Source organism: Mesorhizobium sp. CA12 (assembly GCF_020165255.1).
Taxonomy (GTDB): Bacteria; Pseudomonadota; Alphaproteobacteria; order Rhizobiales; family Rhizobiaceae; genus Mesorhizobium.
Genome location: NZ_JAIUHT010000001.1, coordinates 651849 through 676138 on the forward strand (window position 1 = coordinate 651849; position 24290 = coordinate 676138).

A 24290-nucleotide genomic window follows, 5' to 3' on the forward strand; every position below is an offset into this window, starting at 1 on the left:
TTCCGATAGGATGTTAAAGGATCAGGCAGCGATGCCGAGCGCGCTTTCGAACAGCGCCCGTCCGTCCTCGCCGCCATGCGCCGCCTCGATCAGGTTTTCCGGATGCGGCATCAGGCCGAGCACATTGCCCTTGTCGTTGACGATGCCGGCAATGTCGTTGATCGAGCCGTTGGGGTTGGTGTTTTCCGCATAGCGGAACACCACCTGGCCTTCGCCTTCGAGCCGGGCAAGCGTCTCGACATCGGCGAAATAGTTGCCGTCATGATGCGCCACCGGCGAGCGGATGACCTGTCCGGGCTGGTAGCCGCGGGTGAACATGGTGTTGGCGTTGGCGATCTCGAGCTTCACCTGCCGGCAGACGAATTTCAGCGAGGCGTTGCGCATCAGGGCACCGGGCAGCAATCCCGCCTCGACCAGAATCTGAAAACCGTTGCAGACGCCGATAACGGTCACGCCCTTGGCCGCCTTTTCGGCGACCGCGCGCATCACCGGCATGCGCGCCGCGATGGCGCCGCAGCGCAGATAGTCGCCGAAGGAGAAGCCGCCCGGGATAGCGATCAGGTCGACATCGGGGATTTCAGTGTCGGTCTGCCAGACGGTCGCCGGCGCATGGCCGGAAATCTTGGTCAGCGCCCCGATCATGTCGCGGTCGCGGTTGAGGCCAGGCAGGAGGACGACGGCTGATTTCATTGTCAGGCGATCTCCACCGCGTAGTTCTCGATCACCGTGTTCGCCAGAAGCTTGTCGCACATGGCCTTGAGGTCGGCTTCGGCCTTGGCCTTGTCGGTTCCGGCGAGTTCGATGTCGAACACCTTGCCTTGCCGCACTTGGCCGACGCCATCGAAGCCCAGCCCGGAGAGCGCGTGCTCGATCGCCTTGCCCTGCGGGTCGAGGACGCCGTTCTTGAGGGTCACGGTGATACGGGCTTTCATCGATGCTCCTGGGCAGATCGTCGTTTGGGAAAGGCCTGCCATTGTCCGGCAGGCCCGTCAATATTCAGTGCTTCAGGCCCTTGGGCGCCTCGGAAGAGGCGACGAGCACAGGGCCCGTCGGGCGCGGCGGCTCGTTCTCGTTGATGATGCCGAGACGGCGGGCAACTTCCTGATAGGCTTCGACCAGACCGCCCATGTCGCGGCGGAAACGGTCCTTGTCGAGCTTGTCCTGGGTGGCGACGTCCCACAGCCTGCAGGAGTCCGGCGAGATCTCGTCGGCGACGACGATGCGCATCATGTCGCCCTCGAACAGGCGGCCGCATTCGATCTTGAAGTCGACCAGCTGGATGCCGACGCCGAGGAACAGGCCGGACAGGAAGTCGTTGACGCGGATGGCCAAAGCCATGATGTCGTCGATTTCCTGGGGGCTTGCCCAGCCGAAGGCGGTGATGTGCTCTTCCGACACCATCGGGTCGTCGAGCGCGTCGGCCTTGTAGTAGAATTCGATGATCGAGCGCGGCAGCACCGTGCCTTCCTCGATGCCGAGGCGCTTGGATAGCGAGCCGGCGGCGACATTGCGAACCACCACCTCGAGCGGGATGATCTCGACTTCCTTGATCAACTGCTCGCGCATGTTGAGCCGGCGGATGAAATGGGTCGGGATGCCCATCCGGTTCAAGTGATTGAAGATGTGTTCGGAAATGCGGTTGTTGAGCACGCCCTTGCCATCGACCACTTCATGCTTCTTCTTGTTGAAAGCGGTGGCATCGTCCTTGAAAAACTGGATCAGCGTCCCCGGCTCAGGGCCCTCATAGAGGATCTTGGCCTTGCCTTCGTAAATGCGGCGGCGATTTTTCATTTGATTTTTTCTCTGGATCTGCGGGCAAGCGGCGAGTGACCGGTTCCTGCCCGTCTGCCTAAATTAGTATGGCGAAGGCGGCGTTCAATGCCGGTGTTATCGCAATCGTCTTGTTTGCTCAATCGGCAAATCCCGCGAATCAACCGCTTTCGGGACTGAAATGCCGCAGCGCAGCATGCGACGAAGCATATTGACCGGCCCGCGGCCTTTTGGTTTGTGCTTGCCCACCACACATATTCACCGCCAAGCGAATCGGATTGATCGGAGGGACGTTATGAGCAGCATGAAAGACCGCGAAGAGGGTTTTGAGCGCAAATTCGCCTTCGACGAGGAGCTTCGCTTCAAGGCCGCGGCGCGCCGCAACAAGGCGCTTGGCCTGTGGGCCGCCGAGAAACTGGGCAAATCCGGCGCCGATGCCGAAGCCTATGCCAAGGAAGTGGTGGTCTCCGATATCGAGGAAGCGGGCGACCACGATGTTTTCCGCAAGATACGCACGGATTTTGACGCGGCCGGCGTCGCCCAGTCCGACCATCAGATCCGCCGCACCATGGACGAGCTGATGGCGCAGGCGATCGAGGAGATCAAGAACAGCTGAGGCTGTGCGGACATGGTGTCGTCCGAGAACCGCTTCGCGCTTTTCGGCATCATTCTCTATCTCTTTGTTTTTACGCAATTCCGGACGGAAAACCGATACACACTTTTCCTGGAAGTGCTCTGACTGGACCAATCGACCGCTCGGCCAAACCGGGCGGTTTTTCTTTGCCTTCGCGTCGTTTCCGGCCAAAACTGCGGATTGTTCACAAGGAAACTTCCGATGTCGCTCAAGTCCCGCCTGGCCGCCGACGAAACGCTGTTCACCGCCTGGTCGGGCGTGCCGGACGCGCTGACGGTCGAGATCATCGCCAAGCAGGGTTTTGATGCCGTCACGCTCGACATGCAGCATGGCGGCCACCATGAGGACAGCGTGCTGCGCGGCCTGGTGCCGGTTCTAGCCGCCAACAAGCCGGCGCTGGTGCGCATTCCGGTCGGGCGCTTCGACATGGCGAGCCGCGCGCTCGATTTCGGCGCCGAGGCGGTGATCGCGCCGATGGTGAACTCCGTGGCCGATGCAAGGCAATTCGCCGCCGCGATGAAATATCCGCCGCTGGGCGAACGCTCCTGGGGCCCGACCTATGCTTTCCCGCGCCATGGCAAGGGCGACCATGCCGAATGGCTGCGCGACACGAACCAGCGCACCATGGCTTTTGCCATGGTCGAGACGCGGGCTGCCCTCGAGGCGCTGGACGGTATTTTGGATACGCCCGGCATCGACGGCATCTTCGTCGGTCCGTCGGATTTCTCGATCGCCTGGTCGAACGGCACCACCATCAATTCGACGCTGGAAAGCATGATGGAGACGGTCGCGTCGATCGCCGAGCGGACCCGCAAGGCCGGCAAGCATGCCGCGATCTATGTCATCGAACCGGCGATTGCCGGGCGTGTCGTGTCGATGGGTTTTCGGCTGCTCGCCATGGGCTCGGACCACACGCTGATCTCGCTCGGCGCGAAAACGCTGCTGAAAAGCATGCGGGATTCAATCGGCTCCTAAGGTGTGCTGATATTCAGGTGAGGCCGGCCTGCAAATGGCGGTTTCCTGCGCTTCCGGTGCTCACGTACTTTAAGTACGCTCCGCTCCGGTTCTCGGAATCCACCATTTTCGACTCAGCCTGACCTGAATCTCAACACACCTTGGGCCGTCTCAGGGCTGCTTCAGTTCCGTCAGGAATTTGGCGAAAGTCATCGAACCCTCGGGCCACGGGCCGAAGCCGGCGTCGTGGTTGAGATGGCCTGCCTCGCCGGCGTCGATGAAGAGCGATCCCCAGGCGGCGGCAATGTCCTCGGCGACTGCGAAGGCGCAGAATGGATCGTTGCGGCTGGCGATCACGATGGACGGAAAGGGCAGGGGATCGCGCGAATAGGGGCCGAAGGTCATCAGATGCCTTGGCCTGATTTCCGGATTGGAGACGTCGGGCGGCGCGACGAAGAACGCGCCGGCGACCGGCTTCTTGAATTGCGGGATGGCCTGCACCGCCGCCGTCACGCCCAGCGAGTGCGCAACAAGTACCACGGGCCGCTCGGCCTCGTTGACGGCGTTGGCCACGCTCGCCGTCCAGTCCTCACGCACGGGTTTGGTCCATTCCGCCTGCTCGACCCGGCGCGCCGTCGACAGTTTCGATTGCCAGCGGGTCTGCCAGTGCTCGGGGCCGGAATTGGTGTAGCCCGGCACGATCAGTATATCTGCGTCTTTGACTTTCATGGCGCCGATGTAGCGAGCGGCCTTCTTGGCTGCAACCCTGTCGGAAAATTCGGAGCGATCACAATTGTGAACAACTTGTTCGATTCTTGCTCTCTTGTGTGAACGATCGCAATCGACGATTTGGGGGGAACAAGGAACAAGGGCTGGCGGCCACGACAATCCCATGCTGGGATAAGCGCTGCCCGAACGGAGAGTTTGATGAGCGAACTGCCTTTTGCCGCGACCACCCCGGTCAGCGTGTCGCGTGTCGGGCTAAAGGCGCGCGATGCCGAAAGCCTGGCGGCCTATTATCGCGCCGTCGTCGGCCTGCAGGAACTGAGCCGCGCCGACGGCGCGATCACGCTCGGCGCAGCCAATCGGCCATTGCTGGTGCTCGAACAGGATTCGTCGGCCAAGCCCGACGATCCGCGTAGCGCCGGCCTTTTTCACACCGCTTTCCTTTTGCCGTCGCGTGCGGACCTTGGCCGCTGGATCAGCCACGCCGCCGCCAATCGCATCGGCATCGAGGGCGCCTCCGACCATCTGGTCAGCGAGGCGCTCTATCTCACCGATCCGGAAGGCAACGGCATCGAGATCTATGCCGATCGCCGCCCGCAGGACTGGAAATGGAACGGCGACAGAATTGCCATGGCGACCGAGCGGCTGAACTTGCAGGCGGTGGTGGGCAGTGTCCCGGCGGGCGATGCCGGCTGGCAGGGCGCGCCGGAAAACACCATTGTCGGCCATGTGCATCTGCGTGTCGGCCGGCCGGAGGACGCGGAGGCCTGGTGGCATGACCAGTTCGGCTTCGACACCGTCGCCAAATATGGCGGCCAGGCGGTGTTCCTGTCGTCCGGCCATTACCACCACCATATCGGCGCCAATGCCTGGCAGAGCGCCGGCGCCGGCCGCCGCGATCCGTCGCGCTCGGGCCTCGCCTGGGTCGAGATGCGCTCGGACAATGTGAAGGAGGAGACGAGCCGTGAGGATCCCTGGGGCACGGTGATCAGGACGGTGCCTGGGAAGGCTTGAGCGACGCCTGCGTCAAGCTGGAGCACCCCTCATCCGTCTCGGCGCTAGCGCGCCGATCCACCTTCTCCCACAAGGGGAGAAGGGAAAACCGCGCCGGAGCCGGCGCCAATAGTGGCGTTGGTGATTAGCTGAGGCGCGGGCGCCAAATTCCCCCTTCTCCCCTTGTGGGAGAAGGTGGTTTGTCGCGAAGCGACAAGACGGATGAGGGGTGTTCCAGCCTGGCGCCAGCGCGCGCCTTTGTTCGGCCTCAAGCTTCCCCGAACACCCGCTTGAAGATCGTGTCGACATGCTTGGTATGATAGCCGAGGTCGAATTTCTCGCGGATCTCGGCTTCGGGCAGCGCCGCCGTCACGTCCTTGTCGCCAAGCAGTTCCTCCAGGAAATCGGCGCCGTGTTCCCAGACTTTCATGGCGTTGCGCTGCACCAGGCGGTAGGCGTCCTCGCGTGACAGGCCGGCCTGGGTGAGCGCCAGAAGCACGCGCTGTGAATGCACCAGGCCGCGGAACTTGTTGAGGTTCTTCTCCATGTTCTCGGGGTAGACGAGCAGCTTGTCGACGACGCCGGTCAGGCGCGACAGCGCGAAATCCAGCGTCACCGTCGCATCCGGCCCGATCATGCGCTCGACCGAGGAATGCGAAATGTCGCGCTCGTGCCAGAGCGCCACGTCTTCCATCGCCGGCATGGCGTAGGCGCGCACCATGCGGGCGAGGCCGGTGAGGTTTTCGGTCAGCACCGGGTTGCGCTTGTGCGGCATAGCCGACGAGCCCTTCTGGCCCGGCGAGAAATACTCTTCCGCTTCCAGCACCTCGGTGCGCTGCAGATGGCGGATCTCTATGGCGAGGCGTTCGACCGACGAGGCGATGACGCCAAGCGTGGCGAAGAACATGGCATGGCGGTCGCGCGGGATGACCTGCGTGGACACCGGCTCCGGCTTCAGGCCAAGCTTTGCCGCCACATGCTCTTCGACATAAGGCTCGATGTTGGCGAAAGTGCCGACCGCGCCGGAAATGGCGCAGGTGGCGATGTCTTCGCGCGCGTGCACCAGCCGCTCGCGGCAGCGCGAGAACTCGGCATAGGCCTGCGCCAGCTTGACGCCGAAGGTGGTCGGCTCGGCATGGATGCCATGGCTGCGGCCGATGGTGACGGTGTCCTTGTGCTCGAAGGCGCGGCGCTTCAGCGCCGCAAGCAAGGCGTCGATATCGGCGAGCAGGATGTCGCTGGCCCGGGTCAGCTGCACCGCAAGGCAGGTGTCGAGCACGTCCGACGAGGTCATGCCCTGGTGGATGAAGCGGGCATCCGGTCCGACGAATTCGGCGAGATGGGTCAGGAAAGCGATGACGTCATGCTTGGTGACGCGTTCGATCTCGTCGATCTTGGCGACGTCGAATTTGGCCGCGCCGCCTTTTTCCCAGATCGTCTTCGCCGCTTCCTTCGGAATGACACCCAGCTCCGCCAGCGCATCGCAGGCATGCGCCTCGATCTCGAACCAGATGCGGAAGCGGGTTTCGGGCGACCAGATGGCGACCATTTCCGGCCGGGAATAGCGAGGGATCATCCGTTTTCTAAGTCCTGCCTGGGAGAAGCGTCGGCCGCGTCCTAACAGAGCCTGGCCCAATGCTCAACGCCGCTGCCGCGCAAACCAGGTACTGACCGCGACGAGCGCTGCAAGACGGTTTGTCATCTGTCTCATCAGCGTCATGCTTATCACGCCACGATGAACGAGGCGCGCCGTGCGATGCATCCAATCCGGCGTTCATTTGTTATTGTCGACCGTCTCGCATCCGAAAGGGCAAATCGCCATCCAGCGGAGGACCAGCATGAGCACCGACATCAGCAAGATACGCGGACACATGGAACTGATCGGCGCCGACGGCGTCCATATCGGCACCGTCGACAAGGTCGAGGGCGACCGGATCAAGCTGACCAAGGCTGATAGCGGCATGGGCTCGCACAAGGACCATCACCACTACATTTCGCTTGGGCTGGTCGCGGAGATCGACGGGCAGAAGGTATGGCTCTCCGCGAATTCCGATGTCGCGGTCACCTTCGAGGAAGAGAAATCCGATCCGACCTGATTAGCCGTCAACGCGAAGACCAGACGGGAAACAAGTCGCCGTCGGCGGGCGTGGCGGCATAGACGCCGCGGCTGATCGCGCGCGCCATGGTGGCGCCTGCCGCCGCGAACAGGTCGATCGCGGCATCGGCGCCGAGTTCTATTCCGCTCCGGCCCGTCGCCAGCGCAAACACCAGATCGCCGTCGGCCGGCGTATGCGTCGGCCAGATGGCGCGGGCGAAGCCGTCATGCGCCGAGATCGCCAGCCGCTTGGCCGCGGCCTTGGTCATGACGGCGTCCGTGGCGATGACGGCGATGGTAGTGCTGCCGGCTTCCCCATGCCCGCCGACGCGCCTGTCGCGGTATTTCAGCAGGATCTTCCTGGCCTCTTCAGGCATCGGCGCGGGATAACCCAGGCCACCGAACTCGTCGCCGATCTCGAAGGGCGCCGCCCAGAAATGGCGGCTGCGGCCGACCGTCACCGAGCCGGTCGGGTTGACGGCGGCGAGCGCGCCAATGGTGACGCCGCTGTCGAGCACCGTCGAGGCGGAGCCCAGCCCGCCTTTCAGCCCGGAGGTCAGCGCGCCGGTGCCGGCGCCAGCCGTGCCGATTTCGAAATCCACTGTCGCCGCCTGCACGGCCTCATAGCCGAGCTCGCGATAGGGCGGATAACGGCCCCAGTCCTTGTCGCCGCCATTGCGCAGGTCGAACAGGATCGCGGCCGGCACGATCGGCACGCGGAAGCCGCCGACCTCGACACCGATGTTCTTCTCGCGCAGCGCCGCCTGCACGCCCGAGGCGGCGTCGAGGCCGAAGGCCGAGCCGCCGGACAGAACGACGGCATGGACCGTCGCGATCGAATTCTGCGGCTCGAGCAGATCGGTCTCGCGCGTGCCCGGCGCACCGCCCAGCACCTGGAAACCGGCCACGGCAGGCTCATCGCATATCACCACCGTGACGCCGGATTTCAGCCTGGCGTCGGCGGCGTTGCCGACGCTGAGGCCCGCGACGTCGGTGATGAGGTTGCGCGGTCCGGTGCGGAACATCACTTCTCCTCCAGCGGCACGAAATGCGTCCCGTCGAAGCGGAAGATACGGAACGGGTTCTGGCTGAGATCGCCCTTGTCGTCGAAGCGGATGGTGCCGAGAGCGGTCGCGAAATCATGGCCGGTCAGCGCCTCGGCGAGCGGCTGGCCGTCCGCGCCGGCCAGCGCGGCCTTGGCGACCTCGACCGCGGCATAGGTCGGAAGCGTATAGCCGTCGGGCACGATGTTCTTCGCGGCGAAAGCCTGCACCACCTTGGGATCGGCGATCTCCGACCATTCCGGCGGGGCGATCATCAGCGTGCCGACGGGATAGGGCACATCGCCCGGCGGCGTGCGCAGGTTTTCGCCTCCGGCAAAGGTGATGCCGGCATCGAGCTGGGCGGCGTCGCGGCCCATGATGGCGACATCCTCGCCGTCGCCGCCGGCGAACACCTTAGTCGCGCCGGCCTTTTTCAACCGGCCGATCAGCCCGATCTGGTTGTCGAGCTGCGGCCGGAACGTGTCGGTGAAGACCGGCTTCAAGGCAGCCTGCTCGGCTGCGGCGCGAAAGGTCTCGGCCATCTCGCGGCCATAGATGGTGCCGTCATCGACGATGGCGAACAGGTCGTCGCGCCAGAGCTGGATTAGCTTGGCGGCGACCGCATTGCGCTCATCGTCGCCGCGTGGGCCGAGCCGGTAGACCGGCCAGCTGGTCTTGGCGCGCCGGTCGGTCAGGCTTTCGGTGCGCACGCCGACCGTGATGACCGGGATGTTGGCATCCTTCAGGATCGGCAGCGCCGCCTCGATCGCGTCGGTGCAGAGAAAGCCCACCACGACATTGACCTTGGCGTCGACGAATTCCTTCGCTGCTGCGGCGCCGCCATCGGCGGTGCAGGCATCGTCCACGGCCTTGATCGCGATGTCGTTCGCTTCCGCCGCAAGGCCGGCGCCGGCCTCGATCTGCTTGCCGAGGATCGCCGATGGGCCGGAAAGCGGCGCGGCAATGCCGACCAGCGTCTCGGCGTCGGCGCTCGCGGCCAGCGACAACCAGAGCAGCACGGCTGATGTCGTCGTGAGAAGACGCATTCGGGCTAAGAGATCCTCCATGCCGGGAATACAGTCCCGACACTATTCCAGGAAATGCCTAAAGGCTGGCTAAGCGCCGCGCAACACGCGAATTTGCGGACTGCGGTCAAGCACTTCGCCCATGCTATGCAACTTGTGGCGTGCAATATGCCGCCATATATAACGAACTGGTTTCGACAGGTGGACATCGGGTGCTGAAGATCAATGATATCGGGCCACAGCATTATCGCGATGCGATGGCGCATTTTGCCGGCCATGTGCATGTGGTGACGACCGACGGGCCCGGCGGCAAAAGGGGCGCGACGGTGATCGCCGCCTGTTCGGTCTCGGACACGCCGCCGACGGTGCTGGTCTGCCTCAACCGCGAGAACGCCAAGAACGAAGCTTTCATCAAGAACGGCAAGTTCGCGCTCAACACCCTCGCATCGGACCAGGAAGCCGTATCGGTCGCCTTTTCCGGCATCACCGGCCTGCCGGTGGAGGAGCGCTTCGCGCTTGCCGAATGGGATGTGATCTCGACTGGCGCCCCGACGCTGAAAGGCGCGCTGGCCGTGTTCGACTGCGAGATCATCGATAGCAAGGACCTTGCCACCCACCGTGTGCTTTTTGGCAAGGTGACAGGCCTGCGCATCGGCGATAATTTGCGGCCGCTGATCTACCACAACCGCGGCTATCATTTTCTTTGAACGTGCAAGCGGGATCCACGGAGACAAGATGACCGCGCCGCGCCCCGCGCCGAAAACGATCGACGAAACGCTCGATCTTTTGACAGGCGCGGATTATGTCGCGGACCGTTCGCTGGCGACGGTGCTGTTTCTTTCACTGCGCATGAAGCGGCCCTTGTTCCTCGAAGGCGAGGCGGGCGTCGGCAAGACCGAGATCGCCAAAGTGCTGGCCGGCGCGCTCGGCCGCCGGCTGATCCGGCTGCAATGCTATGAAGGGCTCGACGTCTCCTCGGCCGTCTATGAGTGGAACTATGCCGCGCAGATGATCGAGATCCGCATGGAGGAAGCGGCGGGCAAGGTCGTCCGCTCCGACATGGAGCGCAACGTCTTTTCCGAGAAATACCTGATCCGCCGCCCGGTGCTCGACGCGCTGACCGGCAAGGCGGGTGCCGCGCCGGTGTTCCTGATCGACGAGCTCGATCGCACCGACGAAGCTTTCGAGGCGTTCCTGCTCGAGATTCTTTCCGATTTCCAGGTAACAGTTCCGGAACTTGGCACGATCAAGGCGGAAGAGCCGCCGATCGTCATCATCACCACCAACCGGACACGCGAGATTCACGACGCGCTGAAGCGTCGCTGTCTCTATCACTGGGTCGACTATCCGAACGCCGAGCGCGAGCTGGAGATCGTGCGGCGCAAGGTGCCGCAGGCGAACCGCCGGCTGTCGGCGGAGGTCGTGTCCTTCATCCAGAAGCTGCGCCAGGTCGAACTGTTCAAGGCGCCAGGCGTTGCCGAGACCATCGATTGGGCCGGCGCGCTGACCGAGCTCGACAAGGTGGCGCTCGATCCGGAGACCGTGTCGGACACGATCGGCGTGCTTTTGAAATATCAGGACGACATCGCCCGTATCGGCGAGGGCGAGGGCCGGCGCATCCTCAATGAGGTGAAGGCCGAGCTGTCGGCGGCGGAGTAGGCGCGATGCCTGTGCCGCGTCCGGAACCCAAAGAGGCGCTCGCCGATGGGCGCATCGCCGACAACATCGTCTATTTCGCGCGTGCGTTGCGCAAGGCAGGCATGCGCGTCGGCCCGGCGTCGGTGAAGGACGCCATCGAGGCGGTGCTTGCCGCCGGCATCGGCTCGCGCGACGATTTCTACTGGACGCTGCATGCAGTGCTCGTCTCGCGGCGCGAGGACCATCCTGTCTTCGACGAGGCCTTCCGCCTGTTCTGGAAATCGCGCGAGCTGATCGAGAAGCTACTGGCGATGTTTTCGCCGGTCGCTGCGGACAATGCTGAGAAGCAGAAGCCGCGGGCGGCCGAGAACCGCGTCAGCCAGGCGATGTTCGAAGGCCATGGGAAGAATCAACCGGTCCGGGAAGTGCCGGAGATCGAGGTCGATGCGCGCCTCACCTTTTCCGGCAACGAGGTGCTGCGCGGCAAGGATTTTGCCCAGATGGATGCGGCGGAGATGGCCGAAGCCAAAAAGGCGATCGCGGCCTTGCGCCTGCCCTTCGATCTTGTCCGCACACGGCGCTTCAGGGCGGACGCGCAAGGGGGCCGCATCGATCCGCGCGCCATGATGCGCTCGGCCGCGCGCACCGGCGGCGAGCTTATCCTGCCGAAATTCCGGTCTCCGCGCGAAGCGCATCCGCCGCTGGTCGTGCTGGCCGATATTTCCGGCTCGATGAGCCAGTATACGCGCATCTTCCTGCATTTCCTGCATGCGCTGACGGAGAAGCGCCGGCGCGTGCACGCCTTCGTCTTCGGCACGCGGCTGACCAACCTGACCCGCCAGATGCGCCATCGCGATCCCGACGAGGCGTTGGCCGAATGCTCGGCGGCGGTGAAGGACTGGTCGGGCGGCACCCGCATCGGCGACACGCTTGCCGAGTTCAACCGGCTGTGGTCGCGGCGCGTGCTGGGGCAGGGCGCCGTGGTGCTTCTCATCACCGACGGGCTGGAGCGCGACGACGTCGCCGGCCTTTCGCAGGAGATGGAGCGGCTGCATAAATCCTGCCGGCGGCTGATCTGGCTCAATCCGCTGCTGCGCTTCGACGGTTTTGAGGCCCGCGCCCGTGGCGTGAAAGCGATGCTGCCCTATGTCGATGAGTTCCGGGCAGTGCACAATCTCGACGCGCTGGCCGATCTTTGCGCCTCGCTCGACCAGCGGCCGGCGGCTTCGGTCGACCCGCGCCGCTGGCAAGCTGGCGGGAGGCAGGCCGCGTAGCCATATGTTTCCTTGGCGGGAAACCAACGTTTACCGTAGGGACGACCAAGGTTTTCCTTGAAAAACAGACTTTGCGAGAAGCGACGATGGATGAGAGCATTTATCTCGACGAGGCCCGCGATCCCCTGATCATCGCGGAAGACTGGATGAAGGACGGCAAGGATGTCGCCATCGCGACCGTGGTCGAGACCTGGGGTTCGGCGCCTCGCCCGGTCGGCAGCCATTTGGTCATTGACGCCGAGGGCAATTTCCATGGCTCGGTCTCCGGCGGCTGCGTCGAGGGCGCCGTGGTGACCGAGGCGATGGACGTCATCGGCTCGGGCAAGGCCAGGATGCTGGAATTCGGCGTCGCCGACGAGACCGCATGGCAGGTGGGCCTTTCCTGCGGCGGCCGCATCAAGGTCTATGTCGAGCGGCTGGGCTGATCACAGATGGATCCCTACGTCCTGAAGACTCTGAACGAAGAACGCCGCGCCCGCCGCGCCGCGGTGCTTGTCACCGACCTGGGCGACGGCCGCGACCGCATCGTGCACGAGGGTGACCATGTCGCAGGCGATCTCGGGGCGGCGATCGCCAATGCGTTTCGCACCGGCAATTCGCAGTCGGTGGAGGCGGAAGGGCGGACGTTCTTTCTCAACGCGCATCTGCCGCGTCCGCGCCTCGTGGTGATCGGCGCCGTGCATATCAGCCAGGCGCTGGCGCCGATGGCCAGGATCGCCGGCTATCCGGTCGAGATCATCGATCCGCGCACAGCCTTCGCTACCCCGGAACGCTTCCCCGATGTCGCGCTGCATGCCGAATGGCCGCAGGATGTGCTGAAGCGTGCGCCGCTCGACAGCTATACCGCCCTTGCCGCCGTCACCCACGATCCGAAGATCGACGATTTCGCGCTGAAGGCGGCGCTCGACGCGCGATGCTTCTATGTCGGGGCGTTGGGCAGCCGCAAAACCCACGCCAAGCGTGTCGAACGCCTGCTGGCGCTCGGCGCCGGTGCCGACCAGATCGCCCGCATCCACGCGCCGATCGGCCTCGATATCGGTGCTGCCAGTCCGGCCGAGATCGCCGTCGCCGTCCTTGCGCAGACGATCCACGCCTTCCGCTCGCGCGGTCTCGAAGCAAAAGGCGCTGTGGCGTGAAATTCGGACCGGTTCCGATCGACGAGGCGGAAGGGGCGGTGCTGGCGCATGCGACCACCGCCGGCGAAAAACGCTTCCGCAAGGCGCACCGATTGAGCCGAGACGATATCGCGGCGCTCAAGGCGGCGGGCGTCGGCGAAGTCGTCGCCGCGGTGCTTGCCGAGGATGATCTCGACGAGGATGCCGCTGCCGATAGGATCGCCGCCGCCATGCGGCACTGCAACATCGAGGTCAAGCCGGCCGCGACCGGGCGGGTGAATTTGCATGCGGAAGCCTCAGGCGTCTTTACCGTTGACGCCGCAATGATCGACGCCATTAATGCCGTCGATCCGGCCGTCACCATCGCGACGCTGGCGCAGCATGCGCCGGTCGAGAAGGGTCAGATGGTGGCGACGGTCAAGATCATCCCCTTTGCCGTCGCCGCAAGCCTGGTGGACAGCGTGGTGAGGATCTGCGCCGGCCGCGAAATATTTGCCGTCAATGCCTATCGCCCCGTAACTGTCGGCGTCATCCAGACGATGCTTCCCGGCGTCAAGCCGAGCGTGCTCGACAAGACACTGCGCGTTACCGAGGCCCGGCTGGCGCGTTTCGGCGGCCGACTGACGGCCGAGCGGCGCACGCCGCATGAGGTCGCGCCGGTCGCCGCGGCCGCAACCCAGTTGGCGCGCGACAACGACATGGTGGTGATCTTCGGCGCCTCGGCGATGAGCGATTTCGCCGATGTCGTGCCGGCCGCGATCGAGCGTGCCGGGGGTACCGTCGTCCGCGCGGGCATGCCGGTCGACCCCGGCAATCTGCTGGTGCTCGGAACGCTCGACGGCAAGCGCATCGTCGGCGCGCCCGGCTGCGCGCGCAGTCCGAAGGAAAATGGCTTCGACTGGGTGCTCGATCGGCTGGTTGCCGGGCTCGAGGTGACGGCGGGCGATATTGCCGGAATGGGCGTCGGCGGGCTTTTGATGGAAATTCCGACCAGGCCGCAGCCGCGCGAGCCGGCGCCGCAGCCGGCAAGGTCGGCGATGAAAGTCGATATCGTGCTTCTGGCCGCCGGCCGCTCGAGTCGCATGGGCGGGCCGAACAAGCTTCTGGCGCTGTTCGACGGCGAGCCGCTGGTGCGCCGCACTGCCGGTCGTGCGCTGGCCTCGAAGGCCGCCGCCACCATCGTCGTCACCGGCCATCAGCGCGAGCGCGTGCGTTCGGCGCTTGGCGGTCTTGGCGTGACATTCGTGGACAATCCGGATTTCGCCGATGGCCTCGCTTCGTCGTTGAAGGCGGGTATCGCGAAGGTCGCGCCCGACGCGGCCGGCGCCCTGATCGTGCTTGGCGACATGCCGGGCGTTTCGTCGAAAGACCTCGACAGCCTGATCGACGCGTTCCGCCGCGCCGGCGGCCGCTCCGTGGTGCGCGCTTCGTACCAAGGCAAGCGCGGCAATCCGGTGCTTTTGCCGCGCTCGCTTTTCGCGGCCGTCGCGCAGCTCGAGGGCGATACCGGGGCGCGTCATCTGGTCGAGGCCGAGGGTCTCGACGTCATCGATGTCGAGATCGGGCAGGGGGCCTCGATCGATGTCGACACGCGCGAGGCGCTGGAAGGGGCGGGCGGCGTTCTGCAGGATTGACAAAGCGGAGCCGAATTTCGCATGCCTCTCGGCATGGCTTTGCGTTATCGACGTTTCTTCGCCCTGATCGCCGCGACGGCGCTGTCCCTCTCGGTCGCCGAGGGGCAAACGCTTTCGCTGAAATCGTTCAAGGACGATCTGTTCGCTTATCCGGCGACACTGTCGACGAGCGACAACGGCGCCTACACCGTCCTCGACTATCGCGAGATGCGCGACATAAATCAGCGCGACGAGGTGCCGGAAAAGCGCGTGCATGCGCAATACACCGATCCCGGGGTGCGCAAGGTGCAGCAGGACCTGATGCTGAAGACCGATGCCGGCGATATCAGACATGTCGCGGTCGGCAGGACGGAAGGCGCGTCCATCATCGTGCTTTATCTGCACGGGCAAGGCGGCAGCCGCAAGCAAGGCGTGGACGACTTCACCTTCGGCGGCAATTTCAATCGCATCAAGAACCTGATGGCCGCCAACAACGGGCTCTATCTTTCGCCCGATTTCCCCGATTTCGGCGACAAGGGCGCGGCGCAGGTCGCGGCGCTCATCGACCACTATGCCGAGACATCGCCGAGCGCGAAGATCTTCGTCGCCTGCGGCTCGATGGGCGGGATCATCTGCTGGAAGCTCGCCGCGCGCAAGGATACGGGCGGCCGCATCGCCGGGCTGCTGCTGCTCGGATCGCTGTGGGACGACAGCTTTCTCACCAGCCCCGCCTTCAAGCGCCGCGTACCGGTGTTTTTCGGACAGGGCAGCCATGACGTGGTCTTCCCGGTGGAGAAGCAGGAAGCCTTCTTCCGCTCGATTCTGGCCAGGAAGGCTTATCCGACCCGCTTCGTACGCTTCGAGACCGGCACGCACGGCACGCCGATCCGCATGGTCGACTGGCGCGGCACGCTGAACTGGATGCTGACGAAAGCGCCGTGATTGCGCTGCAGCGCCTCAAGGCGCCGTGTTGTAGTCGATGACCGTCTGCGGATTTTGCTCGCCGTCATAGGATGCATCGACGTCGTACTGGACGAGCGAGAAATCGCCGTTGCGGAAAAGGTAGGTTCCCGATGACGAGGCATCCCCCACGCCACGCCATTTGTTCGATGTGGTGATGGTTTTGGTGTTGTCGTCGTAGTCCGAATTGGTCGCCCAGCCGCTGGTCTTGAACCCGATGATATGGATCGATTCGACCTTGCCTTCGCTGTTGTTGTTCTCGTAGCGGATGTCGAGGTCCGGCTCGGTGAACTGCAACTGTGAGACGCCGTTGACATCGTCGCCGATGTAGTAGACCGCCGTCTCGTTGTAGGCGGCCATCGAGCAGAAGAAGCGGAACAGCCGCGTCTCGCGCTCCGGGTCGCTGGGCTGGGCGTCCTTGTCCTTGTAGTGGATGGAATGAGCCTCGGGCTCGCCGATCGGCTTGCCGTCCGGATCCTGCTTGTCGCACTGGTCGCCATAGGTCGCGAGGAAGGCCTTCTTGGCCTGCTCCAACGCTTCGTCCTTCTTCGGCGGCGGCGGGCCGTCGCCGCAGCTTGCCGGCACGGCGCTGTCGAAATCCTCGGTCGACGGCTTCAAGGCACCCTTGTCGATGAAGATCGGCTGAAAGGGCGGCTCCTGGATCTGCGCATTGACCTGGCGAACCGTGTAGCAGCCGGCGAAAACCTTGGCCTCGCCCTTCTTGTCGGTTGCCTGGATGGCGACCGGGACGCTGTAATAGATGCTGCCGGCGGCACCGTCCTCCGAGACAGCGCCGGTCTTGACTTCGACGCTGTCGGTGCCGTCATAACCCTTGACGAAGGCGTTGAAGTCCTTTGCCGGCTTCGTATCGCCGAAATAACCCCAGGCGCGGGCGAATTCGTGGCGATTGATAGCGCTATAAAGCGAGCGGACGACCGCATCGGCGCTTGATCGGTCATCGATATAGGGCGCATCCGCCGCGGACGCGGAATGCGTGAAGCCGGCCAGTGAGAAAAAGACGGTCGCTGCGAAAGTGGCTCTTTTCATCGAATCCTCCGCTCGGTAACGAAAATACTACCACGGCGATTGCGGCGGCGCGGTGACGCCGTGGGCACGGCCGCTTGAAGAATCGTGGCGGGAGGCGCTAGTTCACGGCCCGCGGCGCTAGGGCCGCGTGGGAGATACCCGTGACCATTTCCATGTACGACATATCGGTGGGCGTGTTTTCCGCCAGGCTGAAGGCGCTGGCGAGCGTGTTGACGGCGGCGGAGCAGAATGCCGGCGAGCGCAAGATCGATCCGCAAGTGTTCCTCACCGCGCGGCTGGCGCCCGACATGTTCGCGCTGGCCAGGCAGGTCCAGATCGCCACCGACCATGCCAAGGGCGCGCCGTCGCGGCTGGCCGGCCGCGAGGTGCCGAAATACGAGGACAACGAAGCGAGCTTTGCCGAGCTGCAGGCCCGAATCGCCAAGACGCTCGATCATCTGGGGACGTTCGCGGCGGCGGATCTGGAAGGTTCAGAGGATAGGACGGTCGAAATAAGGCTCGGCGGGCGCGAAGCTACGCTGCCCGGCCTGCAGTACCTGCTGCATGTGGCGATGCCGAATTTCTACTTCCACGTCACCACGGCCTACGACATCCTGCGCCACAATGGCGTGCCGCTCAGCAAGCAGACTTTTCTGGGAAACCGCTGACGTTGGAGTGGCTTGGAGGTTTCCCAGGCGTCCTGGGAAACCTCTTTGGTTCGGCTCAGCGGATCGACATCTCGCGCGCGATGCGCGGAAAATCCGCCGGCTTGATGCCGATATCGGCGCGGTCGGCGTTGCTCATCGCGTTTAGAAGCGCGAGCGCCGAGCGGTAGCGCTGGTGTTCCTGCGGCCGCGGCCGAGCGAACATTTCAGTGAAGAACCCCATGACTCAGTTGCCCCTGTTGGTCCTCCCCACATCACAATATATGGTGATTTGTTAAAATTGTGCAGTGCAGCAATTGCATGGCTGCCATGCCGCGCGAAATTTTTCCGCCACGATCGACTTTCCGTGAAACTTTTCGGCAGGCTCGACCGTAGGCACTCGTGCCGGCACATGGCTGGCTTTTTCCTCGCCACTCCCGGCGACCTTGCCGGACTGCACGAAAGAGCAGTCCGGCTTTTTATTTTCCGATGTCGTCTTGCCGGGCGGAAAAGCCGCCAATTGTTAACATCGCCAGAATTCATTCTTAACGAGAGCGCCCTATGTTTGGCGGCATCAATGCATGCCGTCACGACAGGGAGGTTGAGATCGGCACCGGGAACAAGCTCGATTTCGCTTCGTTGCTCGACGACCTGATCGTCGCCTCGGAGAAAGGCGAGGACGAGGGGGCTCGACCGTCTATCCCATTCGACTATCTGTCCGTGGCCGATGAACTGCATTCCGGCCGCATCAAGGTCGCAGGCGAGAGCGTCGCCGCCGAATATCGCGAGCAAGGCGCCGACCTCGCGGCCGAGTTCGCAGCACTTCTCGACCAGGCGAAACTGGCGCTGGCCGGCGAAGAGCAGTACCCGGAGGAGAAGCTGCCGCCGATCGATCCCGAAGCGATTGCCGGCGAGCTCGGCCTCGACCGTCCCGCCAAGAACGCCGATCTCGGTCGCATCCGCCGTAACTTCGCCTTCGCCAATCATCCGGACCGGGTCGCGCCGCATCTGCGCCAGCGCGCCATGATCCGCATGCAGGTGGCCAATATGCTGATCGACGAGGCCAAGCGGCGGGCTTTAGCTGGGGCCAGGCGGTAGTTCCCTCCATCAGAGACTTCAACTGTTCGCTTCGGCGACCCATCGCAAGCCATCGAAATTGGCTGGAGCCTCTCCAATATTCGTCATCCTTGGGCGTAGCGACGCGAAGCGAAGCGCAGACCCAAGGATCCATTCCGTGACCTTCAACGTAGAGTGCAACGGTGCAGAATTCTGTAATCGTTGCAACGCCTTAGGGTAACGGAATGGATTCTAGGGTCTGCGCGCGTCGCTTCGCTCCTTGCTCCGCCCTAGAATGACGAACTGACTGACGCTTCGGCCAATCTCGAAACTGGGCGACTTTGCAAAACGCAAGCGTTTTGCTCTATGTTCAACCTCCTCCTCCGCGCTGTCCGCGCAAAACCTCCCATCGGAGAAATTCATGCATAAACGCCGCCTCGGTCGGACCGATCTTCTTGTTTCGCAAATCTGCCTCGGTTCGATGACCTGGGGGCAGCAGAACAGCGAGGCCGAAGGCCATGCGCAGATGGATCTGGCGTTCTCGCGCGGCGTGAATTTCATCGACACGGCCGAGCTTTACCCGATCCCGCCCAAGGCGGAGACGCAAGGGCGAACCGAGAAGACCATCGGCAGCTGGATGAAGGCCAATCGCAACCGCGACAAGGTCATCCTCGCCTCGAAGGTGGTCGGCCGCACGGCCAACGCGTGGTTCCGCGGCGATCGTCCGTCGAAGCTGGTGCGCGCCGACATCTTCGACGCGGTCGAGAAATCGCTGGCCAAGCTCGGCACCGACTATATCGACCTCTACCAGATCCACTGGCCGGACCGGGACATTCCGTGGGGCTCGAACCCGACCCGCGTCGGAGCGGTGGCGCGGCGCGCGGATGCGGCAGGGGCTCCGGGAGACGAGACGCCGGTTGCCGAAACGCTGGCCGTCTTCGAGGAACTGGTGAAGGCGGGAAAAATCCGCCATCTTGGCCTGTCGAACGAAAGCTCCTGGGGCGTCATGCGTTTCGTGTTCGAAGCCGAGAAGGGCACGGGTCCGCGCGTCGCCTCGCTGCAGAACGCCTACAGTCTCGTCAACCGCACGTTCGAGGTGAACCTTGCCGAGGTCTGCGCGCGCGAGGAGATCGCATTTCTTCCCTATTCGCCGCTTGCCCAGGGCTATCTCACCGGCAAATACAATCATGGTGCGCGACCGCAGGGTTCGCGCTCGCAGCTCTTCAACCGCGGCCAGCGCTACGAGACGCCGAATGCGGCGGAAGTGCTGCTTGAATACACCGAGCTGGCGCGTTCCTTCGGCCTGGAGCCAGCGCTTTTCGCCAACGCCTATGTGGCGAGCCGGCCCTTCGTGACCGCGAATATCGTCGGCGCGACAACCATCGCGCAGCTCGAGATCGCGCTGTCCTCGGTCGACGTCACCTGGACGGAAGAGATGCAAAAGGCGGTCGACGCCATCCACCAGCGCGTCGGCAATCCGTGCCCATGACCGGGCGTCGTTGAGAAAAGATGAGGTGATGGAGACGATGGCGGTTTTTCCGATCGAGGCCGTGCGCGGCAAATTTCCGGCGCTTTCGCTGGACGATAACCGGCGCCGCCGCATCTATCTCGACAATCCGGCCGGCACGCAGGTGCCGCTGACGGTGGCGGACGCGGTGTCGCGCTGCCTGCTGACGACCAATGCCAATTTAGGCGGGTTCTTTGAGACTACGGTTGCGGCCCAAAAAGTGGTCGACGGGGCGCATGCGGCGATGGCCGATTTCCTGAACGCCGCAAGCGTCGAGGAGATCGTCATCGGCGCCAATATGACGACGCTGACCTACCACATGTCGCGCACGCTTGGCCGGACGATGAAGCCGGGCGACGAGATCATCGTCACCCGCATGGATCACGAGGGCAATGTCTCGCCCTGGCTGCAGCTTGCCGATGATCTCGGCCTCGTCATACGCTTCCTACCGTTCGACGAGCAAAGCTGGCAGGTGGAGGAGGCGGCACTCAAGGCACTGCTTTCGGAAAGGACGCGGCTCGTCGCGCTGAATTACGCTTCGAACCTCACCGGCTCGATCAACCGCGTGAAGGCGCTGACGGCGATCGCCAAGCAGGCCGGTGCGCTGGTCTATGTCGATGCCGTGCAATTCGCGCCGCACGGGTTGATCGACGTGCAGGCGCTTGGCTGCGATTTCCTGATCTGCTCGGCCTATAAATTCTTCGGGCCGCATATGGGCATATTGTGGGGCCGACGCGACGTCATCGACGGCCTCGAACCCTACAAATGCCGCTGTTCTTCAAACGTCCTGCCCGAGCGGTTCGAGCTCGGCACGCCGCAGATCGAGCTGATGGCCGGGCTGACGGCGGCAATCGACTATTTCGCCGATCTCGGTGCTGCCGCCGGCCAGGACGGCTCGCGGCGGCAGCGGATCGCCAAGGCGTTCGAGGTGTCGATCGCTTACGAGAATGCGCTTGCCCGGCAACTGATCGAGGGCCTGTCCGATATCGAAGGCCTGATCATCCATGGCATCACCGATCGGCAACGCTTTACTGAGCGGGTGCCGACCATTTCCTTTACCGTCGAAGGCATCGAGCCGGAAACGATCGTGCGGCAGATGAACGCCGAAAACATCTTCCTGTGGTCAGGCAACAATTATGCGTGGGAGGTCGTCCACCAGCTCGGCATACCCGCCGAGCAAGGTGTCGTGCGCATCGGCATTGCGCATTACAACACGGCGGCCGAGATCGAGGAGACGCTGGAAAGCGCGCATCGCGTGATCGCGATGCTACGGCAGCAGCGTTCCTAAGCCCGTCTACCGCTGCTTGCCTCCGAAACCGGTCAGGAAAGCGGTGAGGTTGTCGCCGAGCGCGTCGCAGAGATAGCCGCCTTCCTGGACGATGACCGTCGGCAGGCCCAGCCCGGCTATCGCTTCGCCGATGCGCGAGAAGCCCGGCGTCGTCACCGACAGGCCGCCGAACGGATCGCCCTCGAAAGCGTCGAGGCCGAGCGCCACGATCAGCGCTTCCGGCGCGAAGGCGCGGATGCGCTGGAAGGCTGTCGCCAGCGCTTCGAGAAAGGCCGCATCGCCGGATTTGCGCGGCAGCGGCAGGTTGAAATTGTAGCCGAGGCCGAGGCCTTCGCCGCGCTCGTCGGCGTGTCCCCAGAAGAACGGATAGAAGCGCACCGGATCGGCATGAAGCGAGACGGTCAGCACGTCGGGACGGGCGTAGAAGATGCCTTGCGTGCCGTTGCCGTGGTGCAGGTCGACATCGAGGATGGCGACGCGCGCGGCTTGTCTGCGCAGCACCTGCGCCGCGACCGCCGAATTGTTGATGAAGCAGAAACCGCCGGCGACATCGGCGAATGCGTGATGGCCCGGCGGACGGCAGAGCGCATAGGCCGAGGGCGCGCCGGTCATCACAGCTTCAGCGGCCTCCACCGCGCTCCAGGCGCTCCACAACGCGCTGTTCCAGGTCTCGGCCGAGATCGGGCAGGCGGTGTCGGCCATGTGGTAGCCGGCCTGGCCGACAGCCGAGGCCGGATAGGAGCCGTTGCGGGTGATCGGGTGAATGTTCGGGATGACTTCCGCCGAGGCGCCTTCGATGCGCTGCCAGCGCGCAAAAATGTGCTCGAGGAAGTCGAGATATTCAGGTGTATGCACCGCCGCAATCGGGCCAAGCCCATGATTCCCTGGACGTTCGACCGTCAACCCGGCCGATCTTGCGCCGGCTAATAATCTTTCGACCCGCTCTGGCTTTTCCGGGTTGGGCTGCGGCGCGCCGCTTGAGAGGAAAGCCTTGGGATCATGGCGTTTCTGCTCTTCGGCGTAGAAGGTTTTCATCGTCATTCCTCCGGCGTGTCGGCAAAGGCGAAAAAGGCGTCGCCGACGATCTTCTGCACCTGCTCGTAACTCGACCAGCCGATGCCCAGTCTTTCGTAGAACGCCTTGGCCGTTTCATTGTCGGTATCGACGGAAAGCCTCAGATAGACCCCGCCCGCCGCGCGACACTCCTTGGCTACGCGCCGCAGCAGCTTTTCGCCAATCCGCTGGCCGCGAAAGCGGTCCTCGACATAGAGGTCCTGAATATAGACACCTGGGCGGCCCATCCAGGTCGAGAAAATCGGGAAATGCAGGCAAAGCCCGGCGAACTCACCGTCGATCTCGGCGATCAGGGTTGAGAAAGCGGGCTTTTCGCCGAAGCCGTAGCGGCGCAGGTCCTCGGGTGTCGAGGTGATTTCCTGATGGGCGCCGATATGGGTGCCGAGGCGCAGCAGGGCGGCGTGGATGGTTTCGACATCGTCGATGGTGCCCGTGCGGAGGGTGATTGGTGCCGGCATCAAAACACCTTTTTCAGCCTTCCACCGGCAGGTCGAGCTCCGCGGCGAGCGCCTCCAGCGAATCTCCGATGATGGAAATCATCTCGCCGATCTGGTCTCTGGTGATGATCATCGGCGGCGCTACCATGAAATTGTCGCCGTCGACGCCGCCCTTGACCTTGCGGCCATAGATGATCAGGCCGCGCGCATAGGCGTGGTCGAGCAGGCGCTGCGTCGCCTTGCTGGCCGGATCGATGGGCCTCAAAGTCTCGGGATCGGCGACCATTTCGGCGCCGGAGAGCAGGCCCTTGCCGCGCACGTCGGCGATGAAGGGGAAGCGCTTTTGCAAGCCCTTCAACTCTGCCATCAGCACCTCGCCCATCGCGGCGGCGTTGGCGAGGAGATCGAGCCGGTCCATCTCGCCGAGCACGGCGAGGCCGGCGGCGCAGGCAAGCGGATTGCCGGCATAGGTGTGGCCGTGCTGGAAACCGCCGGAGGCCAGCAGCGGCTCGACCAGGCGCATCGGCGCGGCGAGGGCGCCGAGTGGCGCGTAACCCGAGCCCAGCCCCTTCGAGAGGGCGACGATGTCGGGCCTGCAGTTCCAGTGGTCGCCGCCGAGGAACTTGCCTGTCCTGCCGGCGCCGCTCATCACCTCGTCATGAATCAGAAGAATGCCGTAGCGGTCGCAGATTTCGCGGATGCGCGGATAGTAGCTGTCGGGCGCGACAAGGGCTGCGGTCGCGGCACCGCCGACCGGCTCCATGATGAAGGCCAAAACGCTTTCCGGCCCTTCGGCGAGAATCTTCTCCTCCAGCATGTCGGCATAGCGAAGGCCGCGCTGCTCCATCGAGAGATTGTCGCGGTCGCGCCAGGCTGTGGGCGCAGGCACTGTCGGCATCACCTTCATCATCGGCGTGAAGGTTTCGGCCAGCGCATCGTCGCCGGTGACGGCAAGCGAGCCCAGCGTGCCGCCGTGATAGGACGGGAAGCGGGTGATCACCTTCCAGCGCTTGGACTGGCCGGTAGCGACCGCCCATTGCCGAGCAAGCTTGATGCAGGATTCGGTCGCTTCCGAGCCGCCCGAAACGAAGAAGATGCGGTCCATACCTTCGGGCAGCTTGCCGGCCAGGGCGCGCGCAAGCTCCTCGGCCGGCTCATTTTCGAAATGCAACCGGTAGGCGAAGGTGGTCTTGTCCATCTGCCGCTTCATGGCGTCGAGCACGTTGCGGTTGGAGTGGCCGATATTGGCGACCATCGGCCCGCTCGAGCCATCGATGTAGCGGCGGCCGTCCTTCGTCCAGAAATAGATGCCCTCGGCGCGGTCGACGAGCGGCCGGCGCAGGCTGGACAAATAGAACAGGTGCGACGGCGGCCGCGCTTCGGCCTCTGCTACGGGCTGGACTTCCAGTTTCGACATG

Annotated in this window: 27 protein-coding genes; 15 read left to right on the forward strand and 12 right to left on the reverse strand. The window is 63.9% G+C overall.

Features of this window, described 5'->3' with window-relative positions; all coding sequences use genetic code 11:
- Window positions 1-21 precede the first annotated feature (21 nt).
- From purQ to purC, 3 genes are all read right to left on the reverse strand, one after another.
- On the reverse strand, window positions 22-690 hold the full coding sequence (gene purQ / locus LB520_RS03105) for a phosphoribosylformylglycinamidine synthase subunit PurQ (protein WP_224636387.1): 669 nt from the start codon (window positions 688-690) through the stop codon (window positions 22-24).
- A 2-nt stretch (window positions 691-692) separates the two neighbouring features.
- Window positions 693-932, reverse strand: coding sequence for a phosphoribosylformylglycinamidine synthase subunit PurS (gene purS / locus LB520_RS03110; protein WP_095765207.1), 240 nt, complete (start codon window positions 930-932; stop codon window positions 693-695).
- Window positions 933-996: 64 nt separating this feature from the next.
- The gene (purC, locus tag LB520_RS03115; RefSeq protein WP_040995384.1) at window positions 997-1791 is read right to left on the reverse strand and encodes a phosphoribosylaminoimidazolesuccinocarboxamide synthase; all 795 of its coding nucleotides are present in this window, start codon (window positions 1789-1791) and stop codon (window positions 997-999) included.
- Window positions 1792-2065: 274 nt separating this feature from the next.
- Here purC and LB520_RS03120 point away from each other — a divergent pair, with 274 nt between their 5' ends.
- Both LB520_RS03120 and LB520_RS03125 read left to right on the forward strand, forming a co-directional pair.
- Complete coding sequence (locus LB520_RS03120) at window positions 2066-2386, forward strand: DUF1476 domain-containing protein (RefSeq protein WP_095765208.1); 321 nt, start codon at window positions 2066-2068, stop codon at window positions 2384-2386.
- 219 nt (window positions 2387-2605) lie between these two features.
- Window positions 2606-3379 carry an HpcH/HpaI aldolase family protein gene (locus tag LB520_RS03125; RefSeq protein WP_095765209.1) on the forward strand — a complete coding sequence of 258 codons (774 nt, stop codon included), beginning with the start codon at window positions 2606-2608 and terminating at the stop codon, window positions 3377-3379.
- A gap of 150 nt (window positions 3380-3529) precedes the next feature.
- Here LB520_RS03125 and LB520_RS03130 read toward each other — a convergent pair whose 3' ends face one another.
- The gene (locus LB520_RS03130) at window positions 3530-4087 is read right to left on the reverse strand and encodes an RBBP9/YdeN family alpha/beta hydrolase (protein ID WP_224636389.1); all 558 of its coding nucleotides are present in this window, start codon (window positions 4085-4087) and stop codon (window positions 3530-3532) included.
- A 198-nt stretch (window positions 4088-4285) separates the two neighbouring features.
- Between LB520_RS03130 and LB520_RS03135 the strand changes: the two genes are divergently transcribed.
- On the forward strand, window positions 4286-5098 hold the full coding sequence (locus LB520_RS03135; RefSeq protein ID WP_224628043.1) for a VOC family protein: 813 nt from the start codon (window positions 4286-4288) through the stop codon (window positions 5096-5098).
- Window positions 5099-5345: 247 nt separating this feature from the next.
- Here LB520_RS03135 and purB read toward each other — a convergent pair whose 3' ends face one another.
- Window positions 5346-6653, reverse strand: coding sequence for an adenylosuccinate lyase (gene purB, locus LB520_RS03140; RefSeq protein ID WP_224636391.1), 1308 nt, complete (start codon window positions 6651-6653; stop codon window positions 5346-5348).
- 262 nt (window positions 6654-6915) lie between these two features.
- Between purB and LB520_RS03145 the strand changes: the two genes are divergently transcribed.
- Window positions 6916-7173 carry a DUF2171 domain-containing protein gene (locus LB520_RS03145; protein WP_224636392.1) on the forward strand — a complete coding sequence of 86 codons (258 nt, stop codon included), beginning with the start codon at window positions 6916-6918 and terminating at the stop codon, window positions 7171-7173.
- A 7-nt stretch (window positions 7174-7180) separates the two neighbouring features.
- On the opposite strand, the gene LB520_RS03150 is transcribed toward LB520_RS03145, so the two are convergent.
- Window positions 7181-8197: a P1 family peptidase gene (locus LB520_RS03150; RefSeq protein ID WP_224636395.1), complete on the reverse strand. Its 1017-nt coding sequence runs from the start codon at window positions 8195-8197 to the stop codon at window positions 7181-7183.
- Window positions 8197-9261 (reverse strand): branched-chain amino acid ABC transporter substrate-binding protein, encoded by a 1065-nt coding sequence (locus LB520_RS03155; RefSeq protein ID WP_224636397.1) that lies wholly within the window; start codon window positions 9259-9261, stop codon window positions 8197-8199. Before LB520_RS03155 ends, LB520_RS03150 begins: the two co-directional genes overlap by 1 nt.
- Before the next feature lie 191 nt (window positions 9262-9452).
- Here LB520_RS03155 and LB520_RS03160 point away from each other — a divergent pair, with 191 nt between their 5' ends.
- The 7 genes from LB520_RS03160 to LB520_RS03190 all read left to right on the forward strand — a co-directional run bounded on the left by LB520_RS03160 (window position 9453) and on the right by LB520_RS03190 (window position 15822).
- Complete coding sequence (locus LB520_RS03160) at window positions 9453-9947, forward strand: flavin reductase (protein ID WP_095765215.1); 495 nt, start codon at window positions 9453-9455, stop codon at window positions 9945-9947.
- Between the two features lie 28 nt (window positions 9948-9975).
- Window positions 9976-10899 (forward strand): AAA family ATPase, encoded by a 924-nt coding sequence (locus LB520_RS03165; RefSeq protein WP_140840139.1) that lies wholly within the window; start codon window positions 9976-9978, stop codon window positions 10897-10899.
- A gap of 5 nt (window positions 10900-10904) precedes the next feature.
- Window positions 10905-12152 carry a vWA domain-containing protein gene (locus LB520_RS03170; RefSeq protein WP_224636399.1) on the forward strand — a complete coding sequence of 416 codons (1248 nt, stop codon included), beginning with the start codon at window positions 10905-10907 and terminating at the stop codon, window positions 12150-12152.
- Between the two features lie 86 nt (window positions 12153-12238).
- Window positions 12239-12577 (forward strand): XdhC family protein, encoded by a 339-nt coding sequence (locus LB520_RS03175; RefSeq protein ID WP_095765217.1) that lies wholly within the window; start codon window positions 12239-12241, stop codon window positions 12575-12577.
- Between the two features lie 6 nt (window positions 12578-12583).
- The gene (locus LB520_RS03180; protein ID WP_224636400.1) at window positions 12584-13288 is read left to right on the forward strand and encodes an XdhC family protein; all 705 of its coding nucleotides are present in this window, start codon (window positions 12584-12586) and stop codon (window positions 13286-13288) included.
- Entirely contained in the window at window positions 13285-14901 is a 1617-nt protein-coding gene (locus LB520_RS03185; protein WP_224636401.1) for an NTP transferase domain-containing protein, read from the forward strand. The genes LB520_RS03180 and LB520_RS03185 overlap by 4 nt, the downstream gene beginning before the upstream one ends.
- 33 nt (window positions 14902-14934) lie before the next feature.
- Complete coding sequence (locus LB520_RS03190; protein WP_224636402.1) at window positions 14935-15822, forward strand: alpha/beta hydrolase; 888 nt, start codon at window positions 14935-14937, stop codon at window positions 15820-15822.
- 15 nt (window positions 15823-15837) lie between these two features.
- Here the strand turns inward: LB520_RS03190 and LB520_RS03195 are convergent, their stop codons facing one another.
- Window positions 15838-16887: a DUF1176 domain-containing protein gene (locus LB520_RS03195; RefSeq protein WP_224636403.1), complete on the reverse strand. Its 1050-nt coding sequence runs from the start codon at window positions 16885-16887 to the stop codon at window positions 15838-15840.
- A gap of 140 nt (window positions 16888-17027) precedes the next feature.
- Here LB520_RS03195 and LB520_RS03200 point away from each other — a divergent pair, with 140 nt between their 5' ends.
- Window positions 17028-17534, forward strand: a complete 507-nt coding sequence (locus LB520_RS03200) for a DUF1993 family protein (RefSeq protein ID WP_140677488.1) — start codon at window positions 17028-17030, stop codon at window positions 17532-17534.
- 55 nt (window positions 17535-17589) lie between these two features.
- On the opposite strand, the gene LB520_RS03205 is transcribed toward LB520_RS03200, so the two are convergent.
- Complete coding sequence (locus tag LB520_RS03205) at window positions 17590-17754, reverse strand: DUF1127 domain-containing protein (RefSeq protein WP_095765222.1); 165 nt, start codon at window positions 17752-17754, stop codon at window positions 17590-17592.
- A 317-nt stretch (window positions 17755-18071) separates the two neighbouring features.
- Between LB520_RS03205 and LB520_RS03210 the strand changes: the two genes are divergently transcribed.
- The 3 genes from LB520_RS03210 (at window position 18072) to LB520_RS03220 (ending at window position 21361) form a co-directional block, all read left to right on the forward strand.
- Window positions 18072-18608, forward strand: coding sequence for a hypothetical protein (locus tag LB520_RS03210; protein WP_411969852.1), 537 nt, complete (start codon window positions 18072-18074; stop codon window positions 18606-18608).
- 379 nt (window positions 18609-18987) lie between these two features.
- On the forward strand, window positions 18988-20055 hold the full coding sequence (locus tag LB520_RS03215; protein WP_140677490.1) for an aldo/keto reductase: 1068 nt from the start codon (window positions 18988-18990) through the stop codon (window positions 20053-20055).
- A 37-nt stretch (window positions 20056-20092) separates the two neighbouring features.
- On the forward strand, window positions 20093-21361 hold the full coding sequence (locus LB520_RS03220) for a cysteine desulfurase-like protein (RefSeq protein ID WP_224636404.1): 1269 nt from the start codon (window positions 20093-20095) through the stop codon (window positions 21359-21361).
- Between the two features lie 6 nt (window positions 21362-21367).
- Here the strand turns inward: LB520_RS03220 and LB520_RS03225 are convergent, their stop codons facing one another.
- From LB520_RS03225 to LB520_RS03235, 3 genes are read right to left on the reverse strand one after another with little or no spacing between them, the layout of a single operon-like run.
- Window positions 21368-22396 (reverse strand): histone deacetylase family protein, encoded by a 1029-nt coding sequence (locus LB520_RS03225; RefSeq protein WP_224636405.1) that lies wholly within the window; start codon window positions 22394-22396, stop codon window positions 21368-21370.
- A gap of 2 nt (window positions 22397-22398) precedes the next feature.
- Complete coding sequence (locus tag LB520_RS03230; RefSeq protein WP_224636406.1) at window positions 22399-22893, reverse strand: GNAT family N-acetyltransferase; 495 nt, start codon at window positions 22891-22893, stop codon at window positions 22399-22401.
- A 13-nt stretch (window positions 22894-22906) separates the two neighbouring features.
- Window positions 22907-24289: an aspartate aminotransferase family protein gene (locus LB520_RS03235; RefSeq protein ID WP_224636407.1), complete on the reverse strand. Its 1383-nt coding sequence runs from the start codon at window positions 24287-24289 to the stop codon at window positions 22907-22909.
- Window position 24290: the final 1 nt, after the last annotated feature.

Bases quoted from the DNA above. Each gene is read 5' to 3' on its own strand.
- purQ (WP_224636387.1), bottom strand. From the start codon at position 690: ATGAAATCAGCCGTCGTCCTCCTGCCTGGCCTCAACCGCGACCGCGAC.
- purS (WP_095765207.1), bottom strand. From the start codon at position 932: ATGAAAGCCCGTATCACCGTGACCCTCAAGAACGGCGTCCTCGACCCG.
- purC (WP_040995384.1), bottom strand. From the start codon at position 1,791: ATGAAAAATCGCCGCCGCATTTACGAAGGCAAGGCCAAGATCCTCTAT.
- LB520_RS03120 (WP_095765208.1), top strand. From the start codon at position 2,066: ATGAGCAGCATGAAAGACCGCGAAGAGGGTTTTGAGCGCAAATTCGCC.
- LB520_RS03125 (WP_095765209.1), top strand. From the start codon at position 2,606: ATGTCGCTCAAGTCCCGCCTGGCCGCCGACGAAACGCTGTTCACCGCC.
- LB520_RS03130 (WP_224636389.1), bottom strand. From the start codon at position 4,087: ATGAAAGTCAAAGACGCAGATATACTGATCGTGCCGGGCTACACCAAT.
- LB520_RS03135 (WP_224628043.1), top strand. From the start codon at position 4,286: ATGAGCGAACTGCCTTTTGCCGCGACCACCCCGGTCAGCGTGTCGCGT.
- purB (WP_224636391.1), bottom strand. From the start codon at position 6,653: ATGATCCCTCGCTATTCCCGGCCGGAAATGGTCGCCATCTGGTCGCCC.
- LB520_RS03145 (WP_224636392.1), top strand. From the start codon at position 6,916: ATGAGCACCGACATCAGCAAGATACGCGGACACATGGAACTGATCGGC.
- LB520_RS03150 (WP_224636395.1), bottom strand. From the start codon at position 8,197: ATGTTCCGCACCGGACCGCGCAACCTCATCACCGACGTCGCGGGCCTC.
- LB520_RS03155 (WP_224636397.1), bottom strand. From the start codon at position 9,261: ATGCGTCTTCTCACGACGACATCAGCCGTGCTGCTCTGGTTGTCGCTG.
- LB520_RS03165 (WP_140840139.1), top strand. From the start codon at position 9,976: ATGACCGCGCCGCGCCCCGCGCCGAAAACGATCGACGAAACGCTCGAT.
- LB520_RS03170 (WP_224636399.1), top strand. From the start codon at position 10,905: ATGCCTGTGCCGCGTCCGGAACCCAAAGAGGCGCTCGCCGATGGGCGC.
- LB520_RS03175 (WP_095765217.1), top strand. From the start codon at position 12,239: ATGGATGAGAGCATTTATCTCGACGAGGCCCGCGATCCCCTGATCATC.
- LB520_RS03180 (WP_224636400.1), top strand. From the start codon at position 12,584: ATGGATCCCTACGTCCTGAAGACTCTGAACGAAGAACGCCGCGCCCGC.
- LB520_RS03190 (WP_224636402.1), top strand. From the start codon at position 14,935: ATGGCTTTGCGTTATCGACGTTTCTTCGCCCTGATCGCCGCGACGGCG.
- LB520_RS03195 (WP_224636403.1), bottom strand. From the start codon at position 16,887: ATGAAAAGAGCCACTTTCGCAGCGACCGTCTTTTTCTCACTGGCCGGC.
- LB520_RS03205 (WP_095765222.1), bottom strand. From the start codon at position 17,754: ATGGGGTTCTTCACTGAAATGTTCGCTCGGCCGCGGCCGCAGGAACAC.
- LB520_RS03210 (WP_411969852.1), top strand. From the start codon at position 18,072: ATGTTTGGCGGCATCAATGCATGCCGTCACGACAGGGAGGTTGAGATC.
- LB520_RS03215 (WP_140677490.1), top strand. From the start codon at position 18,988: ATGCATAAACGCCGCCTCGGTCGGACCGATCTTCTTGTTTCGCAAATC.
- LB520_RS03220 (WP_224636404.1), top strand. From the start codon at position 20,093: ATGGCGGTTTTTCCGATCGAGGCCGTGCGCGGCAAATTTCCGGCGCTT.
- LB520_RS03225 (WP_224636405.1), bottom strand. From the start codon at position 22,396: ATGAAAACCTTCTACGCCGAAGAGCAGAAACGCCATGATCCCAAGGCT.
- LB520_RS03230 (WP_224636406.1), bottom strand. From the start codon at position 22,893: ATGCCGGCACCAATCACCCTCCGCACGGGCACCATCGACGATGTCGAA.
- LB520_RS03235 (WP_224636407.1), bottom strand. From the start codon at position 24,289: ATGTCGAAACTGGAAGTCCAGCCCGTAGCAGAGGCCGAAGCGCGGCCG.